Source organism: Limnohabitans curvus (assembly GCF_003063475.1).
GTDB classification, from domain to species: domain Bacteria; phylum Pseudomonadota; class Gammaproteobacteria; order Burkholderiales; family Burkholderiaceae_C; genus Limnohabitans; species Limnohabitans curvus.
Genome location: NZ_NESP01000001.1, coordinates 406,877 through 427,272, shown reverse-complemented (window position 1 = coordinate 427,272; position 20,396 = coordinate 406,877). Strand labels below are relative to the sequence as shown.

Sequence of the window (20,396 nt, the reverse complement as noted above, 5' to 3'; positions counted from 1 at the left end):
CAGGTTTACACCCCGCTTACCGGCTCAGGCGCGCCAATATCCTTAAATCAGGACCGATTTGTGTCACTTCGTGAAACGCGAGGGCTTTTGCATCGTCCAAAGTCGTGAAAGGCCCTAAATTTGTCATGCCTCGGCCTTGGCCCATCAGTTTGGGCGCGAGGTAGGTGAGCAGCTCGTCTACCAAGCCTTCGCGCAACAAAGAGCCGTTGAGTTTGTGGCCGGCTTCTACGTGGACTTCGTTGATTTGCTTTTGGCCAAGGTCTTGGAGCATGGCCGCAAGGTCCACCTTGCCAGACGCATTGGGCAGGCACACCACTTGGGCGCCTTTGGCTTCAAGGGCTTGGCGGCGTTCCATGTCGTCTAGGGCGCAGTAAATCCAGACGGGGCGTTGTGGCTTGAATAGTTTGGCATTCAAAGGCGTTTCGAGTTGGCTGTCCATCACCACCAAAGCGGGCTGGCGTGGGGTAGGCACAGCACGCACATCGAGTTGCGGGTCGTCTTCCAGCACAGTGCCGATGCCCGTGAGCACGGCACATGCCCGGGCGCGCCATGCGTGGCCATCGTCACGTGCGGGGTGGGAGGTAATCCACTGGCTCACACCGTTGTTGAGAGCTGTTTGGCCATCAAGCGATGCCGCGACTTTCATCCGCACCCACGGTGTGCCGTGTGTCATGCGTTTGAAAAAGCCAATGTTGAGCTCGTGGGCCTCTGCGCCTAGCAAGCCCACATCCACTTGCATGCCTGCGGCGCGCAAACGTGCCACGCCTTGGCCTGCTACTTGTGGGTTGGGGTCACCTTCGGCCACCACCACGCGGGCCAAGCCTGCGTGGATGAGTGCGTCGCAACATGGTCCGGTGCGGCCTTGGTGGCTGCAGGGTTCAAGCGTCACATACGCTGTGGCGCCTTTGACATCGTTGTTTTTGGCTTGTGCATCGCGCAAGGCCATGACTTCGGCATGGGCTTCTCCTGCGCGTTGTGTGTGGCCGCTGCCCAGCACGGCACCGTCAGCGCCAACCATGACGCAGCCCACGCGGGGGTTGGGTGAGGTCAAGAACAAAGCCTCGCGCGCCAGGGCCAAGGCGCTCGTCATGTGGGGGGTGTCGTGCTCAGAAAAACTCATGGCGCAATTATGAATGGCGAGACCTGCAGTTCATGTGGCCATGGCGAAGGCCTATCGACTCCAGCACTGCGCCGCAGTTTGGCTGGCACCTTGCACGTTGCGCACGCCTAGGTGGTTCACTGTCAAAGTGCCGCAGACATCAGCGGCTTGAACACTCAAAGGTGTGGCGCTGAGGGTGTAACTTTGTGCCGTACTGGTGACGCTCATCTTGTATCGCTGACCTTCAATTTGCAACACGCTGATGGGAACTTCGGCTGCTGAGGGGTAGTTTCCATTCGCACTGGCCGCGCGCTCAAACCAATGCGCAGCTTGCAACAACGATGCGCGCGCTTGGGCGCGTTGGCTGCGCAAAATCAAACTTTGGTAACTGGGCCATGCGATGCTGGTGAGTGCGGCGATGCAGGCGAGCGTGATGAGCAGCTCAATGAGGGTGAAGCCCTGTGACGGTCGCGCGCGTGTCATGGTGTGTTCAGTCGTGTAGCAGGTGCCAGCTCCGCCACTGACCTGTGGTGGCGGTGTCGTCGCGTGTCCAAACGGCTTGCAACACGATGTTGCTGGACGTCACGCCGTTGGCGAGGGCTGTGATGCGATAGATGAAGCCGCTGGCGTTGGCTTGCGGAAAAATCTCGACCCAATACCAAGCCGCGTTCTCGCCATCGGGCGTGTCGTTGGCGCTGACGGTCATGGCTGTGGCCGTTTGTGTTTTCCAATAGCTTGCTTTGGTGGCGTTGACCTCTAACGTATTGGGGGCGCAAATGCCCGCGCTGCATGTGCTGATGCCTAGGCGCTGGCGCAGCGTGTCGTACTCAGACATCGAGGCAGGAAAGAAGACATGTGTTTGCGTGGTGTTGCCCATGGTGTGGCGCAAGTTGAGCGCCACTTCACCACTGCCACTTGTTGCATTTGTGGTGCCGATGATGTCAGCCAAGGCTGTGGCTAATACGGCTTGGGCTTTGTGTTGGGTGCGCAGTTGGTCTGCCTCTGCGTTGAGCAACTGCTCATTCACCCACAGGTTGCGCAAGGCCAGCAGCGTGGCGATGCTGGCGAGTGCGAGCATCGCCATTAAGGTGGGCAAGGCAAAACCGCTGTCATGTGTTTGGCGCTTCATGGCATGACGCTTTCTCGGTTGCGCAGTGCCATGATCCGTCGAAATACCCGTCGCGCGCGTCCATCTGCCGCCAGCACTTCGCCTTGGCAGCCTTTGTGACGGGGGTTGGGTTTTGTTTGGTTAATTGGGTGAATGCTGGCGACGCGCACACAAACTTCAATCGCCAGTACTTGCGACATGGCAGTGATTTCGTTGGCGCTTTTCCACTGAATGGTTTGTCGACTGGGGTTTGCTTCGGCGTAGCGGAGCTGAAAATCTTCGATGCCTTCGGCGAGTGCCTGGTAGGTGCTGTTGTTGAGATTCAGGTCTTTGCAGCTCAGCTCTTTGTTGGTGTTGAGCTTGTAGTCGTTACGCACGGTGCTGTGCGTGCTTCCTGTGTTGCCCTGGCAGTCTGTGGCATCTACCGCATGCCAATGCCCCAGAGTGATGCTCTCCACAGAGGTGCTGCCGTTGATGCCGCCTAGCGCGGGCTCGCCAACCTCTTCGCTTGTAGAAACATCGATGGTGATCTGCCCATCATTGCTGCTGGTCAGCTTCAGATACGCAGCCCCCGCCATGTAAGCTTGCTCGCGCACGTTGCGCAAGGCCACGCGAGCATTGGCGTGAACGGCATCGGCAGCGGCCATGGATGCCCAGGTTTGTTTGCTGGCCCCGTATGCCGCAATGGCTGCGGCGACGACCCCGAGTCCCAATGCAATGCCAATCAACAGTTCAGGCAAGGTGTGGCCCTGCTGCGCGGGGGCGTTCATCGTGTGGGCCTTATGAAAAGACGCCAACAGCTCATTTGTGCGGGGCAGGGTGGGGTGCCTGCTGCTGCATCGGTGCGATAGGTCTCTGTTGCGTCACGCCAAGCAATGGCGATGCCCCACCAGTTGCTCAGACCCGTTAAGGCAAAGACCGTTGCATCGCCTTCCGGAAGTTGACTGTTTAAGTTGGCTTGGAGTTGCTGCATGTCCCATTGCGCAAGCTCTGGGCGGCTGCACGCTGTGGCTGCGCAGTCAGGACCTGCATTGCTCGTGAGCGCGCCCCATGCTTTGGCATACATCGCATTTTGCGGGGCATTGAGCTGCATGCGCTCGGCCACATCGTCGGCGATGCCCATCGCGACCGAACGCATGAGTTGCTGTCGTTGCAGCGCCAAGGCTTGTTGGTGCATCCACAACAAGCCCAAGATGCCAAGCACTAAGACCAGCAGTGCTGCCATCGCTTCCATCAAGGCGAACCCTTGTATGCGCTTTAGCTGCATGACTCACCTGATTGCCAACGCAAGCGGCTGGCACTGCTCAAACACAGGGTGTTGGCGATGTTGAGGGCGATTTGTCGTGACTTGATGACCCAACGGTCGCCCACGGTGCCGAGGTCCCCGCGTTGGCTGATGTCGATGGGGTCTGACTTGGTAAATGTCACTTGCAGCGGCGTTGAGTTCTGCGACGTTTGCAACACGGTTTGGCTTGATTTCACGCGCAGTTCCCAGCCACAGCTCCAATCATTGTTGGCAGATGTGACCCAGGTGCAATCGCGCAAACGTGCGAGTTGCAAGGTTTCTCCGCGCTGCATGGCGCGAAGGCGGGCGCTTTGTAAATCGTTCACAAGTTGGTCACGCGTGGCCTCGACACGGCTGCGTTCTTGAAAGCGCTGCCAGTTGGGCACGGCCAATGCGGCGGTGACGGCCATGATGGCTAGGCACGCCAGCAGCTCAACGAGGCTAAACCCTCGCAGGTTAGGGCGTTGGAAAAATAAAAAACCCAGCGTTTGCATGGCGCAAATGCTAGGTTTTGAAGTGGTATCAGCGCATGGCTGAGACTCGAAAACTACTTGCGAACTTCGTCCACCAAGCTCTTGAAATCGTCGATGTCTTCAAAACTGCGGTACACGCTAGCAAAGCGGATGTAGGCGACTTTGTCGAGTTTTTTGAGTTCGCGCATCACCAACTCACCAATGCGGGTGGAGGGCACTTCGCGTTGGCCGAGGCTGAGTAGTTTTTCTTCAATGCGTTCGATGGCGTTGTCGACCTGTTCGGTGCTGACAGGGCGTTTGCGCAGGGCGAGGCCCATGGATTCGAGGAGTTTGTTGCGCTTGTAGTCGATGCGGCGACCGTCTTTTTTGACGATGTTGGGGAAGCTGACGTCGGGGCGTTCGTAGGTGGTGTAACGCTTTTCACAGGCGCCGCATTGGCGACGGCGGCGAATGGAGTCGCCGTCTTCGGACATGCGGGTCTCAACGACTTGGGTTTCTAGGTGGCCGCAGAAGGGACATTTCATTTTTTGTGCTCTCTTTTGCTTTTGTACTTTTTGCTGGGCTCGCTGAGGGTATTTGGTATTGGCCGCTTCCTCATGCTGGAGTAGCAGAAATCGTCAGCGGCCAATACCAAACACCCTCAGTCTGCGTCGTGCTTTGCTTCGCTCGCACATTTCACTCGGGTCATTCGTGCATCGACAAAGAGGAAATGCTCGAGAGAAACATTTCAAACCAAAACAGCGCGGGTTGCAGGTGCGGCGGGCGATGATTTCTGGTACCCCAGCATGAAGAGCCCGCCGCACCTGCAACCCGTGCCCTCTCCGGAGAGAAATCCTTACAACCGCAAACAAACAAAAAACCCCCGTCACGAATGAGCGGGGGTTGGCAAAAAGTTACTTGTAAACAGGGAACTTAGAAGTCAGCGCATGCACCTTGGCACGCACCGCCGCAATGTTGGCTTCGTCGTGTGGGTTGTCCAACACGTCAGCAATCAAGTTGGCCGTGATGCGGGCTTCTTCGTCCTTGAAACCACGGGTGGTCATCGCGGGGGTGCCAATGCGCACGCCGCTGGTGACGAAGGGCTTCTCTGGGTCGTTCGGGATGGCGTTCTTGTTGATCGTCATGTGCGCTGCGCCCAAAGCGGCTTCGGCTTCTTTGCCGGTGATCTTCTTGGAACGCAAGTCCACCAACATCACATGGCTTTGAGTGCCGCCGCTGACGATGCGCAGGCCGCGCGCTGTCAAAGTCTCGGCCACGATCTTGGCGTTCTTCACCACTTGGGCTTGGTACTCTTTGAAGTCAGGCTGCATGGCTTCTTTGAACGCCACAGCCTTGGCTGCGATGACGTGCATCAAGGGGCCGCCTTGCAGGCCAGGGAAGATGGCGCTGTTGATGGCTTTTTCGTGTTCGGCCTTCATCAAGATGATGCCGCCGCGTGGGCCGCGCAAGCTCTTGTGGGTGGTGGACGTCACCACGTCGGCGTGAGGCACGGGGTTGGGGTACTGGCCAGCGGCGATCAAGCCAGCGTAGTGGGCCATGTCGACCATGAAGATGGCGCCCACTTCTTTGGCGATCTTGGCAAAGCGTTCCCAGTCGATGTGCAAGCTGTAGGCAGAAGCGCCGGCCACGATGAGTTTGGGCTTGTGTTCGCGGGCTTTGGCTTCCATCGCTTCGTAGTCGATGGCTTCGTTGCTGTCCAAGCCGTAAGACACGACGTTGAACCATTTGCCAGACATGTTCAGGGCCATGCCGTGGGTCAAGTGACCGCCTTCGGCCAAGCTCATGCCCATGATGGTGTCGCCGGGCTTCAAGAACGCGAGGAACACGGCCTCGTTGGCCGATGCGCCGCAATGGGGTTGCACGTTGGCAGCGTCGGCACCGAAGATGGTTTTGATGCGGTCAATGGCCAGTTGCTCGGCCACATCCACGAATTCGCAGCCACCGTAGTAGCGCTTGCCGGGGTAGCCTTCGGCGTATTTGTTGGTCAGCTGCGAGCCTTGGGCTTGCATGACGGCGGGGGAGGCGTAGTTTTCGCTGGCGATCAGCTCAATGTGGTGCTCTTGACGGGCGTTTTCGGCTTGAATGGCGGCCCAAACTTCGGGGTCGGTCTGTTCGATCAAGATGTTGCGGTTGTACATACTGGCAGTCCTAGAAAAAGGTGGTTTTATGGCTGCCCAGGCGAACGGCAAAACACCTCTTAATTAAAGAGGCTGCGCGCTTCCCAGTGGTCATACATCCACGTCAGCGGTGCGGGGCAGATGCCTCGCACGCCTATCGCCAGTCGCGCGCGGATCAGAGTTTACCGCGCTTGGGCTGGCTGTCCCTTATTCCGCGTCATCCTTACCGAAGGGCGTCAAGCGCTGGGCTTTTTCCCACAAACTCTCCAAACGGGCGGTGGCAGCCTCAGCAGCGGTGGAGGGGGGGGGCGTGATGGGTACTTTGACGCCCTTGGCCACCTGTTGCAGGCGGGCGTTCTCGGCCATGACCTTGCTCGCATAGCCTTGGTCGTCCTTCATATTGCCAGCGCCCACATAGAGCTTGAGGCCACCTTCCAAGCTACCTGCCCGGTTGATGCACTCTTTGAGCACGTTGACGCCCACGCGCACGTTGGCCACGGGGTCAAACGCGGCCAACGTGCCACCAAAGCCTTGGTATTTCTGCTCGTGGACCTTGGTCATCACTTGCATCAGGCCTTGGGCGCCCACATGGCTTTGGGCAAAGGGGTTAAAGCCAGACTCCACGGCCATCACAGCCAAGATGAGGGTCGGCTCAATTTGGTTGCTGGGGCCCACGTCGTAGGCTTCTGAGACCAAAGCGCTCAAAGGTTCTGGCGCCACGCGGTATTTTTTGCTCAACCAATAGGCGAGGTTGGCTTGTTGTTTGGGCAGGTCGCGGGGGTCGGTGGCGGTGGCGCGGTCCACGGCATCGGCATCGGTGGCGATGCCTGTTTCGTCATACTGGCGTTCTTGCAGCCAGCTGATGACCTTGGCTTCGGTCACCACACGCAGGTCGGGGCGCACCGTCAGCGCCACGGCGAAAAAGAAGATGGACAAGCCCACCACGGCCAAGCCGTTGTGAGAAATGGCAAAAAAGCCTTGCGCCACGTCCGTTGCAAAGGTACGTAGACCTAGCTGTAATCTGGCGAACATAGGAATAGGCATAAATTTATAAATAACGAATAGGCCAAAATTTTAAAGCCTCGGCGACAATCGCCTCTAATTTACTGTGAGCCCTACTTGTGACTGATTCTTCGAACAAACCCCTCGACCTCGCCGCCTTAGACAAATTGACTGGCGGGGCCTTTACCGTTTCCACCTCGGCAGACCGCACCGCACGCCTGCGCGACTGGCTGGCTGGCCAGCCCACGTTGGAGCAACTGCAAGCCGTCTTCGACGAAATGAGCCACCGCGACAAGGGCGCCGCCAAAGTGCTGCGCGAGAAGCTCGACGAGCTGCGCCGCAGCAAAGACCAAGATGCGTTGGTGCAAGAGTGGGCCGCCAAAGGCGAAGCCCTGCGCGATGCGGCCCACATCAATTTGGGCGATGCCATGGGTTGGCAGCGCGATGCCGCCAAAGCCGGTGCCCCCTTGTCTCGCGAGCCATTGGCCGGTTTGAAAACCGCCTTGGCCGAGCGCGTCAAAGCCATTGAAGACCTGCAACACCAAACCCAAGTGCAGCGCGAAGCCGCTGTATTGTTGGCCCAGCGCATTGAAGTGTTGTCCACCAAACCTTGGCAAGATGCCTTGGCTCAACGCGATGCGCTGCAAGCCGACCTCGACCGTTGGGTGGCACAAGCCCAAGCCTTGGCGGCGGACGCCCAATGGCCCAGCGTCGACGCCAAATTTGCGCCTGCTTTGCAAACCAGCACCCAACAGGTGCAAGCCGTGTGGACCGCTTTCTGCGAGGCGCTGACACTGACCGAAGCCGCTGCCGCCGATGCCGCCGCGCCATTGCCCGCCGTGCCCGCATGGTCTGACCAAATTCGTGTGGCCCGTGGCGAAGTGTTGCCCCAAGCCGCTGCACCTGCCAAATCCCCCAAACCCGCCGCTGCTGGCGTGGATGCCACCCGCAAAGTCAAACCCACTGCCGACAAGGCTGTGGTGGACCAAAAGCGTTTAGAGCTGGCCATGCAAGCCGAGGCTTTGTTCAAGCCCGCGCCTGCGGCTAAGCCTGTGAAGGCTAAAGCGGCCAAGGCAGAGGACGCTGCGCAAGATGTTGTGGTGATTGAGCCTGCTGTTACAGAGGCACCTGTCACACCCGAAGTGGCCTCGGCTCCTGCCGCAGAAGTCGCCACAAGCGTCGCAGAAGCAGCGCCATCGGCTGAGACCGCCGCACCCGAAGCCACAACGCAAGCGGCGGAAGCTGAAAAACCAGCGGCCAAAGCCGACGACGTGGCGCGCATCCCCGCCATGGGTGGTCGCAAAATGCAAGAAACCTTGCGCAATTTGCGCGAGCAATGGAAAAAAATCGACAAAGAAGCCGCGCCCAACCCCGCGTTGTGGAAGCGTTTCGACTTGGCTTGTAACCGCGCCCACGAAGTGGTGGACGCCTGGCTCAAAGAAGCCCGCGCGCAAACCACCGCGCACAAAGCCCAGCGCTTGGCTTTGATTGAAGAAGTCAAAGCCTGGTCGGTTGAACACGCCAATGGCCCAGACTGGAAAGGCGTGGCGCGTCAGTTGCACCAGTTCGCCCAACGCTGGCGCGAGAGCGGCCACCTGAGCGAAAAAATGTTTGCTGAATTGCAGCCCGTTTGGAAAACCGCCATTCACGCCGCACACGAGCCATTGGAAAACGCACAAAAAGCCAGCTTGGCTCGCCGTCACGCCTTGATTGCCGAAGCCCAAGCCTTGGGTGCTGCCACCAGCTTGCGTGTGGACGCTGTCAAAGCGCTGCAACAGCGTTGGCAAGAAGAAGCCCACACCGTGGTGTTGGACCGCAAACAAGAACAAAAATTGTGGGACGCCTTCCGCCAACCGATTGACGAAGCCTTCGCCCGCAAGTCGTCGGTGCGCGAGCAATCGCAAGCCGCGCTGACACCGCACGACAAAGCCGTGCTTGACGCCGCCAAAGCGTTGGACTCTGCCACAGCCAAAGGCGACGGCGCGGCCATTCGTGCGGCCATGCAAACCCTAGAACAAATTTCACGGGGTGAAGTGGCGGCTAGCCCTGCTGCCTCAATCGAACAAGCCGCAGAAACTGCGACACCAAGCGATACCGCTGAAGCACCGGCGACACAAGCCGCTTCTGAACAGCCTTCAGAGGCCGCCCCCAGTGACACAAGTGTTAGCGAACCGACGGATGCCGCAGCCTCAGAAGATGCCGTTGCTGAACCTGTGGTTGAAGTTGCGCCCGCCAAGCCCAAAGCCCCCCCCCGTCCGGTGGTGGCTGTGCGTGGCGATGACCGCCCAGGCCAAAAGCGCACCGAAGCTGCACCTGCAGCGCGCGGTGGTCGCGATGGCAAGCCCGGTGGCAAGTTTGGCGACAAGCCTAGCTTTGGCCGTGATGGCAAGCCTTCACGCGACGGTGGTCGCGAGGGCTTTGCCCCGCGTGGCCCTCGTTTGGGTGATGCGGCTTTCCGCGCCCAACGTCACGCGTTGGAATCTGCGCAAGACGCCTTGCGCCGCTTGGCTGCACAAGCCCATGGCGAAGTGCTGACCCAGCTCATGCACGCGTGGGAAAAGCGCGATGCCGCGCAACTGCCAGCCGCACAAGCCATTGGCAGCAAACTGTCGCCCGCCCAACGCACACAATGGTCACAAGCCTTGTCCGCGCAGCCTAAGGGCGATGCAGTCACGCCGTTGTTGCGTTTGGAAGTGGCCGCTGACTTGCCCACGCCCGCTGCGCAGATCGATGCCCGCCGTGCTTTGCAGTTGCAAATGCTCACACGTCGCAACGACCCGTCTCCACAAATGACGTGGGCGGCCGACGCCGCGCAAGTGTTGGGTGGTGCGTATGACGAAGCGGCAGCACGTCGTTTGCAAGCTGCACTGAAAGTGTTGCTCAAGCGCTAAGCCGTTCGCAAACACAAGGGGCTTGGCTCCCATGTCAAACAAAAAACGGCGCTGAGAGGCGCCGTTTTTTTTATGTGTGCTGCGATAAGCAGCAAGCCTGAGTTGAGTTTTAGTTTGTATTCAAAGGCAATCGACGCAGCCCGTGCGTGGGGTTATACGCTTCTTCTCGTAACCAGCTCAGCACTTCCAAGCGAGGTGGTTGGCTATCCGCATGCCAATCGCTCAGTACCCAACGGCTCAAGCCGTCACCTAAGTCATGCACAGCAGGCTTGTGGGTGTGGCCGTGCAGCAGCACTTGGGCGTTCGTGGCCTTGAGCCATGCGATGGCGGCTTGGGTGTCTACATCTGCGTAATCAGCGTGGCTGCGTTTGAGCGCTTCGCTTTGGTTGCGCACGCTGCGCGCGTAGGCTTGGCGTTCAGCCAAAGGTTTGGCTAAGAAGGCGGCTTGCCATTCGGGTTGGCGCACTTGGGCGCGAAACGCTAAGTAATCGTGGTCGTCCAAACACAGCGCGTCGCCGTGGCTGAGCAAGATGCGCGTGGGTGTTGAATCACCCACAACCCCAAGGTCTAGCACCGTGGGGTCGCTCAGGCCTTGCATGCCCGTGGTGCTGAGCAACTCAGCGCCCACCAAAAAGTCGCGGTTACCGCACATGAAATACACAGGCATGCGCAACGCCGTGGCTTTGAGCACGGCCATGCATTGCAGGGCGAAGGGGTCTGGGTTGTCATCGCCCACCCACACTTCAAACAAATCGCCCAAGATGAAAAGGGCATCTGCTGGGGTGTGTGCCATGTGCTGGGCCCACGCCTGGAAGGTGGCAGGTTCGCCTGCATCTAGGTGCAGGTCGGAAATGAAGTCGATGCGCTGCCACGCGGGCTGGGCCCGCACACACGGTGTCTCGCTAGGCGCGGGTGGCAGATGCGTCATCCGTGATTAGAGCGCGACGGCTTTCTCAATCACCACGTCTTCTTTGGGCACGTCGTCATGGAAGCCTTTGCGACCGGTTTTGACGGCGGCGATTTTGTCGACCACGTCATTGCCGCTCACGACTTTGCCAAACACGGCATAGCCCCAACCTTGCATGCTGGGTGCTTTGTGGTTCAAGAATTCGTTGTCAGCCACGTTGATGAAGAACTGGGCGGTGGCCGAGTGTGGGTCAGACGTGCGGGCCATGGCCAAGGTGTAGTGGTTGTTTTTGAGGCCGTTGTTGGCTTCGTTTTCAATCGGGGCATCGCATTCTTTTTGCGTCATACCGGGCTCGAAACCGCCGCCTTGGACCATGAAGCCGGGAATCACGCGGTGAAAAATGGTTTTGTTGTAGTGACCTTTGTTCACGTAGTGCAAGAAGTTCTCTGTGCATTTCGGTGCTTTTTCAGCGTCGAGTTCGATGGTGATGACGCCGTGGTCCAAGATGTGCAGTTCGACTTGTGGGTTGCTCATGGTGTTTCCTTATGAAAGAGTGAAGCCAGCGCGTGCTCAGAGCACCGTGGCGGATTGAATGACGATGGGTGTGCGTGGCACATCCGAGGGGAAGGGGCCGCCGAAGCCAGTCTGTACGCTTTTGATCTTGGTGATGGTCTCCATGCCAGAGATCACTTTGCCAAACACGGTGTAGCCGGGTTGCTGGGGGGAGGGGTCTAGAAAACCGTTGTCCACCACGTTGATGAAGAACTGAGCCGTGGCTGAATTTGGCACATTGGTGCGCGCCATGGCAAGGGTGCCTACCGTGTTGCGGGGGCCACCTTTGGCCAAGGCTTCGCGGCCTTCGTGTTCAACAGGGGGACGTGTGCGGCGCTCAATGTAGCGTTGGTCATAGCCGCCGCCTTGCACCATGAAGTTGCCAATCACACGGTGAAAAATGGTGCCGTCGTAGTGTTTATCGCGCACGTATTGCAAAAAGTTGTCTGCAGTCTTGGGGGCTTTGTCTGGGTAAACCTCAACCACAAACTCGCCCGCGTTGGTGACGAACTTGACGCGGGGTGCGTCTTGGGCGATGGCGGCTTGCGCCAAACCCAACCAGGCGAGGGCGCAAAAACTGAGGCCACACAAGGTGCGGCGGTTCAACAATGAAAGTGTCATGGTTTGCCTTGGGTCATTGCGAGAACGGGTTTGAGCCGTTCCATTTTTTGAGTGAGATCACGCTGCTTAGGCTCAATGGCCAAAGATTGCGCATACGAATGGCGTGCCATGTTGACCAGCAGGTCTCCCATATTTTCGTGGGCTGCGGCGTAATTGGGGTTTGCACGCAAGGCCTTGTCTAAGGAGGCCTTGGCATTGGGGTAGTCGCCCTTGGCTGCGTAGATCACGCCCAAATTGTTGTGGGGCTCAGCCAGCTCGGGGTACTCTTGTGTGAGATCGATGTAGACCTTCAATGCCATTTCTGGCTGCCCCAGCTGCTCAAAAATATAACCCTGCCAAAACTGTATTTGTGGGTCACGTGGGTTGGCCGCCAAGCCTTTGTTGACCAGCAACAAGGCTTGCGGGTACTTGGCTTGACGCAACAGCTTGCGCACGTCGTTGTGGGGTGTGCTGATCACCGTGGGGAGGGTGGATTGGCCGGGCTGCCACTCTAAGGCCTCAACACTTTGCGCGGTCACGTTCAATGAACTGAAACCCAAAGCCAAACCCAAGGTCCATGCAGCCACCCATCGGGTTTGCGCGAAGGTTTGGCGAGCAGCAGGCAGTGCCAAAGACTTGGCTGAGGAGGGGGCGTGAGGGTTTGTCATGTGCTTTGTATACTGACGGCATTGTAAAACAGAGGGTCTGGACGACTCTTTGGCTTTCACCTCATTACCGACCCTTCATTGCGGTCTTCTCTCGATTAACTCATGACGCTTCGCATTCACAACACGCTCACGCGTGCGCTGGAAGACTTTTCGCCGCTCGAACCTGGCCATGTGCGCATGTACGTGTGTGGCATGACCGTGTACGACCTGTGCCATTTGGGCCACGCTCGCTCGATGGTGGCGTTTGACGTGGTGCAGCGCTGGCTCAAAGCCAGCGGCTACCGCGTGACCTACGTGCGCAACATCACCGACATTGACGACAAGATCATCAAGCGTTCGTTAGAAAACGGCGAAACCGTGCGCGGCCTGACCGACCGCATGATTGACGCTTTGCATCAAGACGCCGACGCGTTGGGCATCGAGCGCCCCACGCACGAGCCCCGCGCCATGGACTATGTGCCGCAAATGCTCTCAATGATTGGCACTTTGCAAGACAAAGGCTTGGCCTATCAAGCCAGCAATGGCGATGTGAATTACGCCGTGCGCAAGTTCCCTGGCTACGGCAAGTTGTCTGGCAAATCGCTGGACGAGTTGCAAGCGGGCGAGCGCGTGGCCGTCGACGATGGCAAGCAAGACCCGCTGGACTTTGTGCTGTGGAAGTCAGCAAAGACCAGCGAGCCCGACGAAGTGAAATGGGCCAGCCCTTTTGGCGCAGGCCGCCCCGGCTGGCACATCGAGTGCTCGGCCATGAGCTGCGAGATGTTGGGCCAGAGCTTTGACATCCACGGTGGTGGCGCGGACTTGCAGTTCCCACACCACGAAAACGAAATTGCCCAAAGCGAAGGCGCAACAGGTCACAAGATGGCCAGCGTGTGGATGCACAACGGTTTCATCAACGTGGACAACGAAAAAATGTCCAAGAGCTTGGGCAACTTCTTCACCATTCGCGATGTGCTCAAAGAATTTGATGCTGAAACCGTGCGTTTCTTTGTGGTGCGCAGCCACTACCGCAGCCAGCTCAATTACAGCGATGTGCATTTGAACGACGCTCGTGGTGCCTTGAAACGCTTGTACACCGCGTTGGGCACGGTCACGCCCGATGCCGTGACGATTGATTGGGCCGAGCCCCATGCCGCACGCTTCAAAGCTGCGATGGACGAAGACTTTGGCACGCCTGAGGCCGTGGCCGTGTTGTTTGAACTCGCCAGCGAAGTCAACCGCACACAGTCGGCGCAGACCGCTGGCTTGATGAAAGCCTTGGGTGGTGTGTTGGGTTTGTTGCAAGACGACCCCAAAGCCTTTGCCCAAGCCGGTGCTGGCGTGGACGAAGAAGCCATTCAGGCCCAAATCGCCGCCCGCGCGGCCGCCAAAGCGGCCAAGAACTTTGCCGAGGCAGATCGCATTCGCCAAGCTTTGGCTGCCGAGGGCATCGTGCTCAAAGATTCGCCCACGGGCACCACTTGGGAGCGTGGCTAAGTGATCGTGGGTCAAGACAAAGTCACCATCGCCACGCCCGAGTATTGGGCGGAGGCATGCAAACACCTGGTTAAAAAAGACCGGGTGATGAAGCGACTCATCCCTCAGTTTGGTGAGGCTTCGCTGCAGTCACGCGGAGATGCGTTTGTCACGCTGGCGCGCAGCATTGTGGGCCAGCAGGTGTCGGTCAAAGCCGCTCAAACTGTGTGGGACCGCTTTGTCAAGCTGCCTCGAAAAATCACGCCCGCCAATGTGCTCAAGCTCAAGGTGGACGACATGCGCGCAGCCGGTTTGTCGGCCCGCAAGGTGGAGTACATCGTTGATTTGGCGCTGCACTTTGACAACGGCGCTTTGCATGTGAAAAAGTGGTCCGAGATGACGGACGACGCCATCATCGAAGAACTGGTGGCCATTCGCGGCATTGGCCGTTGGACGGCTGAGATGTTTTTGATCTTTCACCTCATGCGCCCCAACGTGTTGCCGCTGGATGATGTGGGCCTGATCAATGGCATCAGCCACAACTATTTTTCAGGTGAGGCGGTCAGCCGCAGCGAAGCCCGAGAAGTGGCTGCGGCATGGGTCCCCTATTGCAGTGTGGCAACTTGGTATATTTGGCGCTCGCTAGATCCGCTGCCAGTGGAATATTGAGCAGCTAAGGAGTAATTAATTTTGGCTAAAAAAACCTTCCTCGACTTTGAACAACCGATTGCTGAACTTGAAGGCAAGATTGACGAGCTGCGCTATGTGCAAAGCGAGTCAGCAGTGGACATTTCGGACGAGATTGACCAGCTCAGCAAGAAAAGCTTGCAGCTGACCAAAGAAATTTACAGCGACCTCACGCCCTGGCAAATCACCAAGATTGCCCGCCACGCTGAACGTCCTTACACGCTGGACTACATCAACGAAATCTTCACCGACTTCGTGGAAATGCATGGCGACCGCCACTTTGCCGATGACTTGAGCATCGTGGGTGGTTTGGCCCGTTTCAACGGCAACGCCTGCATGGTCTTGGGCCAACAAAAAGGCCGCGATACCAAAGAGCGCGCTGCGCGTAACTTTGGCATGAGCCGCCCTGAGGGTTACCGCAAAGCCTTGCGCTTGATGAAGACCGCCGAGAAGTTCAAGCTCCCCGTGTTCACCTTTGTGGACACGCCCGGCGCTTACCCCGGCATTGACGCGGAAGAGCGCAGCCAATCTGAAGCGATTGGCCGCAATATTTTTGAAATGGCCCAGCTCGAAGTGCCCATCATCACCACCATAATTGGTGAAGGGGGCTCCGGCGGCGCATTGGCCATCAGCGTAGCTGACCAAGTGTTGATGCTGCAGTACTCGGTGTACTCGGTCATCAGCCCTGAAGGCTGTGCTTCGATTTTGTGGAAAACATCTGACCGTGCCGAAGACGCCGCCGAGCAACTGGGCATCACCGCCCATCGCTTGAAAGCCTTGGGCTTGGTCGACAAAATCGTGAACGAGCCCGTGGGTGGCGCACACCGCGACCCCAAGCAAATGGCGGCTCAGCTCAAACGCGGTTTGAACGATGCATGGCGCCAAGTGACGGACATGAAGGTCAAAGAGCTGCTCGACAAGCGTTACGAGCGTCTGCAAAGCTATGGCCGCTTCACCGACACCAAAGCTGAACGCTAATTTCCCGTCGCTGGACGCGCTCCAGCATTTAGGCCCATTCGCCGTTGCGCTCAGCGGCGGGGCCGATTCCACCGCTTTACTCATTGCCTGTGCCACGCGATGGCCGGGCAGGGTGCATGCTGTGCATGTGCACCACGGCTTGCAAGCTGCGGCGGATGGTTTTGAAGCGCACTGCGTGGCTTTGTGTGAACGCTTGCATGTGCCGCTGGTGGTGCAACGCGTCAACGCTGCACACGCCACAGGCGAAAGCCCTGAAGATGCCGCCCGTCAAGCCCGCTACCGTGCGCTGGCCGAGGCGTTGCAAAACAACTGGGGTGGACAGATGCAGCACATGGTTTTGGCGCAGCATGCGGATGACCAAGCGGAGACCTTGTTGCTGGCGCTTTCGCGTGGCGCGGGCTTGCCGGGGCTGGCGTGCATGCCTGCTGTGGCACAGCGCCAGGGTGTGATCTATCACCGCCCTTGGCTGGATGTGCCGGGTTCGCAACTGCGTGATGCATTGAAAGCCGCAGGCGAGACTTGGGTCGAAGACCCCACCAACACCGACACACGCTACACGCGCAACCGCATTCGTGCGACGCTGCTGCCCGTGATTGAGCAAGCGTTTCCATCATTCAGACAAACCTTTGCACGCAGCGCCTCACACGCGGCACAAGCGCAAACCTTGTTGCAAGAGGTGGCGGATCTTGATTTGCAGCTTGTGGGCAACCCGCCTGCTATCAAAGCCTTGCAGCAGCTGAGTCAGGCGCGGCAATCAAACGTGTTACGCCACTGGCTGGCGCTAGAACACTCACAAGCCAGTGCGGCTCAGCTGCAAGCGCTGCTGGTGCAAGTCAAGGCTTGCACCACACGTGGCCACCACATCGACATCAAGGTGGGGCGGGGGTTTGTGCGGCGCGATGGGGCGGTGTTGCGTTGCTACAATCTGTAGGTTTTTTGCCCATAACACAACACTTTTAAATAAATATGGCATTGATTGTTCATAAATACGGCGGTACGTCGATGGGCTCAACAGAGCGCATTCGCAACGTCGCCAAGCGCGTGGCCAAGTGGGCCCGTGCGGGTCACCAAATGGTGGTGGTTCCTTCCGCGATGAGCGGCGAGACCAACCGTTTGCTCGGCCTTGCCAAAGAATTGGCCCCCTCCAAAGCCGACTCGGCCTACAACCGCGAACTCGACATGCTGGCCTCCACAGGCGAGCAAGCGTCTTCGGCGCTGTTGGCCATCGCCTTGCAAGCCGAAGGCCAGCCTTCGGTCAGCTACGCCGGTTGGCAAGTGCCGATTCGCACCAACAACGCCTACACCAAGGCTCGCATTGAGTCGATCGATGACGTGCGCGTTCGTGCCGACTTGGATGCTGGCAAAGTGGTCATCATCACGGGCTTCCAAGGTAAAGACGAACACGACAACATCACCACCTTGGGGCGTGGCGGCTCTGACACCTCGGCTGTGGCCGTAGCAGCAGCCCTCAAAGCCAAAGAGTGTTTGATTTACACCGACGTGGATGGTGTGTACACCACCGACCCTCGTGTGGTGCCTGAAGCCCGTCGCTTAGAAACACTGTGTTTCGAAGAGATGCTGGAGATGGCATCTTTGGGCAGCAAAGTTTTGCAAATTCGCTCGGTCGAGTTTGCAGGTAAATACAAGGTGCCGCTGCGCGTGTTGTCCAGCTTCACCGCGTGGGACATTGACATCAACGAAGAAGCCAAATCAGGCACGTTGATCACCTTTGAGGAAGACGAAAAAATGGAACAAGCAATCGTATCGGGCATCGCTTTTAACCGCGATGAAGCCAAAATTTCTGTGGTCGGCGTGCCCGACAAACCAGGCATCGCGTACCAAATCTTGGGTGCTGTGGCCGAAGCCAACATTGAAGTGGACATGATCATCCAAAACATCAGCAAGGATGGCAAAACCGACTTCAGCTTCACCGTGCACCGCAACGACTACGCGCGCACCACCGATTTGTTGAAAGACAAAGTGTTGCCAGCCTTGGGCGCAAGCGATGTGCAAGGCGACACCAAGATTTGCAAAGTGTCTATCGTCGGTATCGGCATGCGCAGCCATGTGGGTGTGGCCAGCAAGATGTTCCGCTCATTGAGCGAAGAGGGCATCAACATCCAAATGATCTCGACTTCTGAAATCAAAACCTCTGTGGTGATCGATGAGAAATACATGGAACTCGCTGTGCGCGCGTTGCACAAAGCTTTCGATTTGGATCAGCCTGCGGCTTAAGTTGAGGCATAATACGCACCTGCTGGAAACGTGACCGAGTGGCCGAAGGTGCTCCCCTGCTAAGGGAGTATGGGGTGTAGAGCCTCATCGAGGGTTCGAATCCCTCCGTTTCCGCCAGCTAGTTTGAGCCCCTGAGTAATCAGGGGCTTTTTCTTTGGCAGTCCCACGCTGTGCGGGCTTGCGGCGAGGGATCGCTTTCACAGGGCTTTTTTCTATTTAGGCAATGACTAGCTTGCTCCCGACGGGCAGTCGGGGGCTTTGTCTCAACGTGGAAACCCTGCTACGATTCAAATTGTGAAAACCGTCAGATTTTTAGTGATGTGTCTGCTTGCTCTTGCAATTCCATTGCAAGGTATGGCTGCGGTTACTCAAATGTTCTGTCACGTTGGTACTGCTTCTTCGGTTGCCCAAGCAACTGTCGACCATTCGCATCATCAGGCTGCTGATCACCATCACGATCAAACCAAGTCTTCGGATCATCAAGCATCCAAAGCAGGGGTAGTGCCCCATGGCACAACAATAAATTAAAAATAGCGTCGTTTGATGTCAATCGCAAAGGCGATGAAACGCATTTGGGGGCTGACCGCGGCGTGGGGACCAGCTACGCTGCACCGCTGGTGTCTGGCTTTTTGTCCTTGTTGTTGTCGCAACGGCCAGAGATGAGTCCTGCAGAGTTCATGAGCGAGTTGCCGAAGTTTTCTCGCGCTGTGAATCCGACGGATAAATGTTTAGATTGCACGCCCAAAGGCTTGACCATGACACCTGTCACGCCTCAGTAATTGTTAACTCAACAAGTTCAACTTACTTTGGCTTTCATGTGAAAAAGTAAAATATAGTATTCTTTTTCGTCATTTTGACTTAACAAGATTTATCATTGTTACTACAAGTTGATTTCTAAAATTCTTCGAAATCGATTCGTTCGGAGAAGTTGATGAGCAAAAAAAATATGAAGTTGGCAGTCTTAGTGCCTGCTGTACTTGGCACTTTGGTAGTCATTTCGTTCCTGGTCTTCAATGCCGTGCGTCACTGCATCATTGAGCGCAACGAAGTCTTGGTTCATTCGGTTGCTCAAAATATCTTGCCTGCTTTATTGGTGAATGACACGCAGCAGGTTCAGATCCTGATGAAGGCCCTAGAGAGCTACCCAGGCGTTGAGTCGGCAGAGCTTTTGAGTGCCGAAGGCGCATCTATCGCCAGTTATGCAAAAGCCGGGAAGGCATTAGAGCCGATGTCCGCTTCATTTGAGCTGGCGTCAGCGGTCAGTGATCCAAACCAAGTGCATGTGATGGCCCCGATTACTTTTGATAGCTTGATCGTGGCCAATTTGCACCTCTCTGTCAATTTGTGGCCGATCTACTTGCGAATCATGACTTGGTTGGGCGTCTTGTTGATCGTACCTACCGTGATTTATGTACTCATCAAGCAGTTTCGCCTCAAGGTACGGTTTCAAAAAGTGCCGACCGACGGGGCTGATGACCAAGGTGTTGCTCCGTTTGATATGACGCATGCAGTGACTGTTGCCATGTTTGACGCAGATATCAGCCTGGAATACCAACCTATTCAACGCCTTAGCGATGGCGGTTTGTTTGGCATGGAAGTGGTGGTGTGTTGGCATCATCCTTCTGGACAGACGATGCACGTGTCGCCCGCAGATTTTGTGACGTTGGCTGAGAAGAATGGTATTTGTTTGCCATTCGAGGATTGGCTGCTGACAACTGCGTGTACGCAAGCTGAGGCTTGGCAGCATCAGTATGGGCCGTTGATTCTGACGTTCAATATCACCGCCGCTCAGTTTAAGAACCCAGTGTTTGCACAAAAGATACGCGCTGTCTGTGCACAAACTCAGTACCCCCATCAGTTGTTAGAACTTGAGGTAAATGAATCTGTTTTGAAACGCCATCAGCACAAGGCCATCGCGAATGTACGAGCCTTTGCCGAGCAGGGCTTGAGTGTGACGGTGGATCGATTTGGGTTGCTTCAAACGTCACTTGACTTACTGGCAGTACTGCCAGTGCACAAAGTGAAGCTAGACAGTAAATTGGTCAAACGCATGTGCCATGACGCGCAGGTTGATCAATTGGTTCACGCCACAATTACCCAAGCGTTGGCGCATGATGTTCAGGTGATGGCTGATGGGCTAGAGCTAGCGCAGCAGCGTTCATCACTTCAACGTATGGGTTGCATTTTCGGGCAAGGTTCTTACTTCTATTCGCCAATGACCGCTTCTGAGTTTGAGAATTTTTTGGTCGCTCGCCCGTTTGCAGCGTCAGCAGGTGATGCATTCAACATGCATGGCAATGGCAGCAAAGCGAGTGGATTTTCTGCGGCCTAAAGCCAGA

Annotated in this window: 22 protein-coding genes, 1 tRNA gene and 1 riboswitch; of the genes, 10 read left to right on the top strand and 13 right to left on the bottom strand. The window is 57.1% G+C overall.

Going from position 1 to position 20,396, the window contains the following annotated elements; all coding sequences use genetic code 11:
• Nucleotides 1-16: 16 nt before the first annotated feature.
• From ribD to B9Z44_RS01895, 9 genes are all read right to left on the bottom strand, one after another.
• The gene (ribD, locus tag B9Z44_RS01935; RefSeq protein WP_108401560.1) at nucleotides 17-1,120 is read right to left on the bottom strand and encodes a bifunctional diaminohydroxyphosphoribosylaminopyrimidine deaminase/5-amino-6-(5-phosphoribosylamino)uracil reductase RibD; all 1,104 of its coding nucleotides are present in this window, start codon (nucleotides 1,118-1,120) and stop codon (nucleotides 17-19) included.
• Between the two features lie 51 nt (nucleotides 1,121-1,171).
• Nucleotides 1,172-1,582: a type IV pilin protein gene (locus tag B9Z44_RS01930; RefSeq protein ID WP_108359970.1), complete on the bottom strand. Its 411-nt coding sequence runs from the start codon at nucleotides 1,580-1,582 to the stop codon at nucleotides 1,172-1,174.
• 7 nt (nucleotides 1,583-1,589) lie between these two features.
• Nucleotides 1,590-2,228, bottom strand: a complete 639-nt coding sequence (locus tag B9Z44_RS01925) for a pilus assembly PilX family protein (protein WP_108401559.1) — start codon at nucleotides 2,226-2,228, stop codon at nucleotides 1,590-1,592.
• Nucleotides 2,225-2,977 (bottom strand): PilW family protein, encoded by a 753-nt coding sequence (locus tag B9Z44_RS01920; RefSeq protein WP_108401558.1) that lies wholly within the window; start codon nucleotides 2,975-2,977, stop codon nucleotides 2,225-2,227. Before B9Z44_RS01920 ends, B9Z44_RS01925 begins: the two co-directional genes overlap by 4 nt.
• On the bottom strand, nucleotides 2,974-3,474 hold the full coding sequence (gene pilV / locus B9Z44_RS01915; protein ID WP_108401557.1) for a type IV pilus modification protein PilV: 501 nt from the start codon (nucleotides 3,472-3,474) through the stop codon (nucleotides 2,974-2,976). Before pilV ends, B9Z44_RS01920 begins: the two co-directional genes overlap by 4 nt.
• Nucleotides 3,465-3,986, bottom strand: a complete 522-nt coding sequence (locus B9Z44_RS01910) for a pilus assembly FimT family protein (protein ID WP_108360050.1) — start codon at nucleotides 3,984-3,986, stop codon at nucleotides 3,465-3,467. Before B9Z44_RS01910 ends, pilV begins: the two co-directional genes overlap by 10 nt.
• Before the next feature lie 53 nt (nucleotides 3,987-4,039).
• A complete protein-coding gene (gene nrdR, locus B9Z44_RS01905; protein WP_108359966.1) occupies nucleotides 4,040-4,489 on the bottom strand; it encodes a transcriptional regulator NrdR in 450 nt (149 codons plus the stop codon).
• A 369-nt stretch (nucleotides 4,490-4,858) separates the two neighbouring features.
• Nucleotides 4,859-6,103 carry a serine hydroxymethyltransferase gene (glyA, locus tag B9Z44_RS01900; protein ID WP_108359965.1) on the bottom strand — a complete coding sequence of 415 codons (1,245 nt, stop codon included), beginning with the start codon at nucleotides 6,101-6,103 and terminating at the stop codon, nucleotides 4,859-4,861.
• 27 nt (nucleotides 6,104-6,130) lie between these two features.
• Nucleotides 6,131-6,260: riboswitch (ZMP/ZTP riboswitch) on the bottom strand.
• Nucleotides 6,261-6,289: 29 nt separating this feature from the next.
• Nucleotides 6,290-7,114 (bottom strand): lytic transglycosylase domain-containing protein, encoded by an 825-nt coding sequence (locus B9Z44_RS01895; RefSeq protein WP_108401556.1) that lies wholly within the window; start codon nucleotides 7,112-7,114, stop codon nucleotides 6,290-6,292.
• Nucleotides 7,115-7,203: 89 nt separating this feature from the next.
• Between B9Z44_RS01895 and B9Z44_RS01890 the strand changes: the two genes are divergently transcribed.
• Complete coding sequence (locus B9Z44_RS01890) at nucleotides 7,204-9,975, top strand: DUF349 domain-containing protein (RefSeq protein WP_108401555.1); 2,772 nt, start codon at nucleotides 7,204-7,206, stop codon at nucleotides 9,973-9,975.
• A gap of 109 nt (nucleotides 9,976-10,084) precedes the next feature.
• Here the strand turns inward: B9Z44_RS01890 and B9Z44_RS01885 are convergent, their stop codons facing one another.
• From B9Z44_RS01885 to B9Z44_RS01870, 4 genes are read right to left on the bottom strand one after another with little or no spacing between them, the layout of a single operon-like run.
• Nucleotides 10,085-10,903 carry a UDP-2,3-diacylglucosamine diphosphatase gene (locus B9Z44_RS01885; RefSeq protein ID WP_108401554.1) on the bottom strand — a complete coding sequence of 273 codons (819 nt, stop codon included), beginning with the start codon at nucleotides 10,901-10,903 and terminating at the stop codon, nucleotides 10,085-10,087.
• 6 nt (nucleotides 10,904-10,909) lie between these two features.
• Nucleotides 10,910-11,416, bottom strand: coding sequence for a peptidylprolyl isomerase (locus tag B9Z44_RS01880; RefSeq protein ID WP_108359961.1), 507 nt, complete (start codon nucleotides 11,414-11,416; stop codon nucleotides 10,910-10,912).
• A gap of 36 nt (nucleotides 11,417-11,452) precedes the next feature.
• Nucleotides 11,453-12,055 carry a peptidylprolyl isomerase gene (locus tag B9Z44_RS01875; RefSeq protein ID WP_108359960.1) on the bottom strand — a complete coding sequence of 201 codons (603 nt, stop codon included), beginning with the start codon at nucleotides 12,053-12,055 and terminating at the stop codon, nucleotides 11,453-11,455.
• On the bottom strand, nucleotides 12,052-12,702 hold the full coding sequence (locus tag B9Z44_RS01870; RefSeq protein ID WP_108401553.1) for a tetratricopeptide repeat protein: 651 nt from the start codon (nucleotides 12,700-12,702) through the stop codon (nucleotides 12,052-12,054). Before B9Z44_RS01870 ends, B9Z44_RS01875 begins: the two co-directional genes overlap by 4 nt.
• 102 nt (nucleotides 12,703-12,804) lie before the next feature.
• Between B9Z44_RS01870 and cysS the strand changes: the two genes are divergently transcribed.
• The 9 genes from cysS (at nucleotide 12,805) to B9Z44_RS01835 (ending at nucleotide 20,389) form a co-directional block, all read left to right on the top strand.
• Complete coding sequence (gene cysS / locus B9Z44_RS01865; protein ID WP_108401552.1) at nucleotides 12,805-14,178, top strand: cysteine--tRNA ligase; 1,374 nt, start codon at nucleotides 12,805-12,807, stop codon at nucleotides 14,176-14,178.
• A 6-nt stretch (nucleotides 14,179-14,184) separates the two neighbouring features.
• Nucleotides 14,185-14,826: a DNA-3-methyladenine glycosylase family protein gene (locus B9Z44_RS01860; RefSeq protein ID WP_245912742.1), complete on the top strand. Its 642-nt coding sequence runs from the start codon at nucleotides 14,185-14,187 to the stop codon at nucleotides 14,824-14,826.
• 21 nt (nucleotides 14,827-14,847) lie between these two features.
• On the top strand, nucleotides 14,848-15,822 hold the full coding sequence (locus B9Z44_RS01855; RefSeq protein WP_108359957.1) for an acetyl-CoA carboxylase carboxyltransferase subunit alpha: 975 nt from the start codon (nucleotides 14,848-14,850) through the stop codon (nucleotides 15,820-15,822).
• Nucleotides 15,788-16,753, top strand: a complete 966-nt coding sequence (tilS, locus tag B9Z44_RS01850; protein WP_108401551.1) for a tRNA lysidine(34) synthetase TilS — start codon at nucleotides 15,788-15,790, stop codon at nucleotides 16,751-16,753. The genes B9Z44_RS01855 and tilS overlap by 35 nt, the downstream gene beginning before the upstream one ends.
• A 35-nt stretch (nucleotides 16,754-16,788) precedes the next feature.
• Nucleotides 16,789-18,057 (top strand): aspartate kinase, encoded by a 1,269-nt coding sequence (locus B9Z44_RS01845; protein WP_108359955.1) that lies wholly within the window; start codon nucleotides 16,789-16,791, stop codon nucleotides 18,055-18,057.
• A 24-nt stretch (nucleotides 18,058-18,081) separates the two neighbouring features.
• Nucleotides 18,082-18,174, top strand: a tRNA-Ser gene (locus tag B9Z44_RS01840).
• Between the two features lie 177 nt (nucleotides 18,175-18,351).
• Nucleotides 18,352-18,585, top strand: coding sequence for a hypothetical protein (locus B9Z44_RS15015; protein ID WP_146180573.1), 234 nt, complete (start codon nucleotides 18,352-18,354; stop codon nucleotides 18,583-18,585).
• Between the two features lie 62 nt (nucleotides 18,586-18,647).
• A complete protein-coding gene (locus tag B9Z44_RS15450; protein ID WP_425437136.1) occupies nucleotides 18,648-18,836 on the top strand; it encodes a S8 family serine peptidase in 189 nt (62 codons plus the stop codon).
• Nucleotides 18,837-18,988: 152 nt separating this feature from the next.
• Entirely contained in the window at nucleotides 18,989-20,389 is a 1,401-nt protein-coding gene (locus tag B9Z44_RS01835; RefSeq protein ID WP_108401550.1) for an EAL domain-containing protein, read from the top strand.
• Nucleotides 20,390-20,396: the final 7 nt, after the last annotated feature.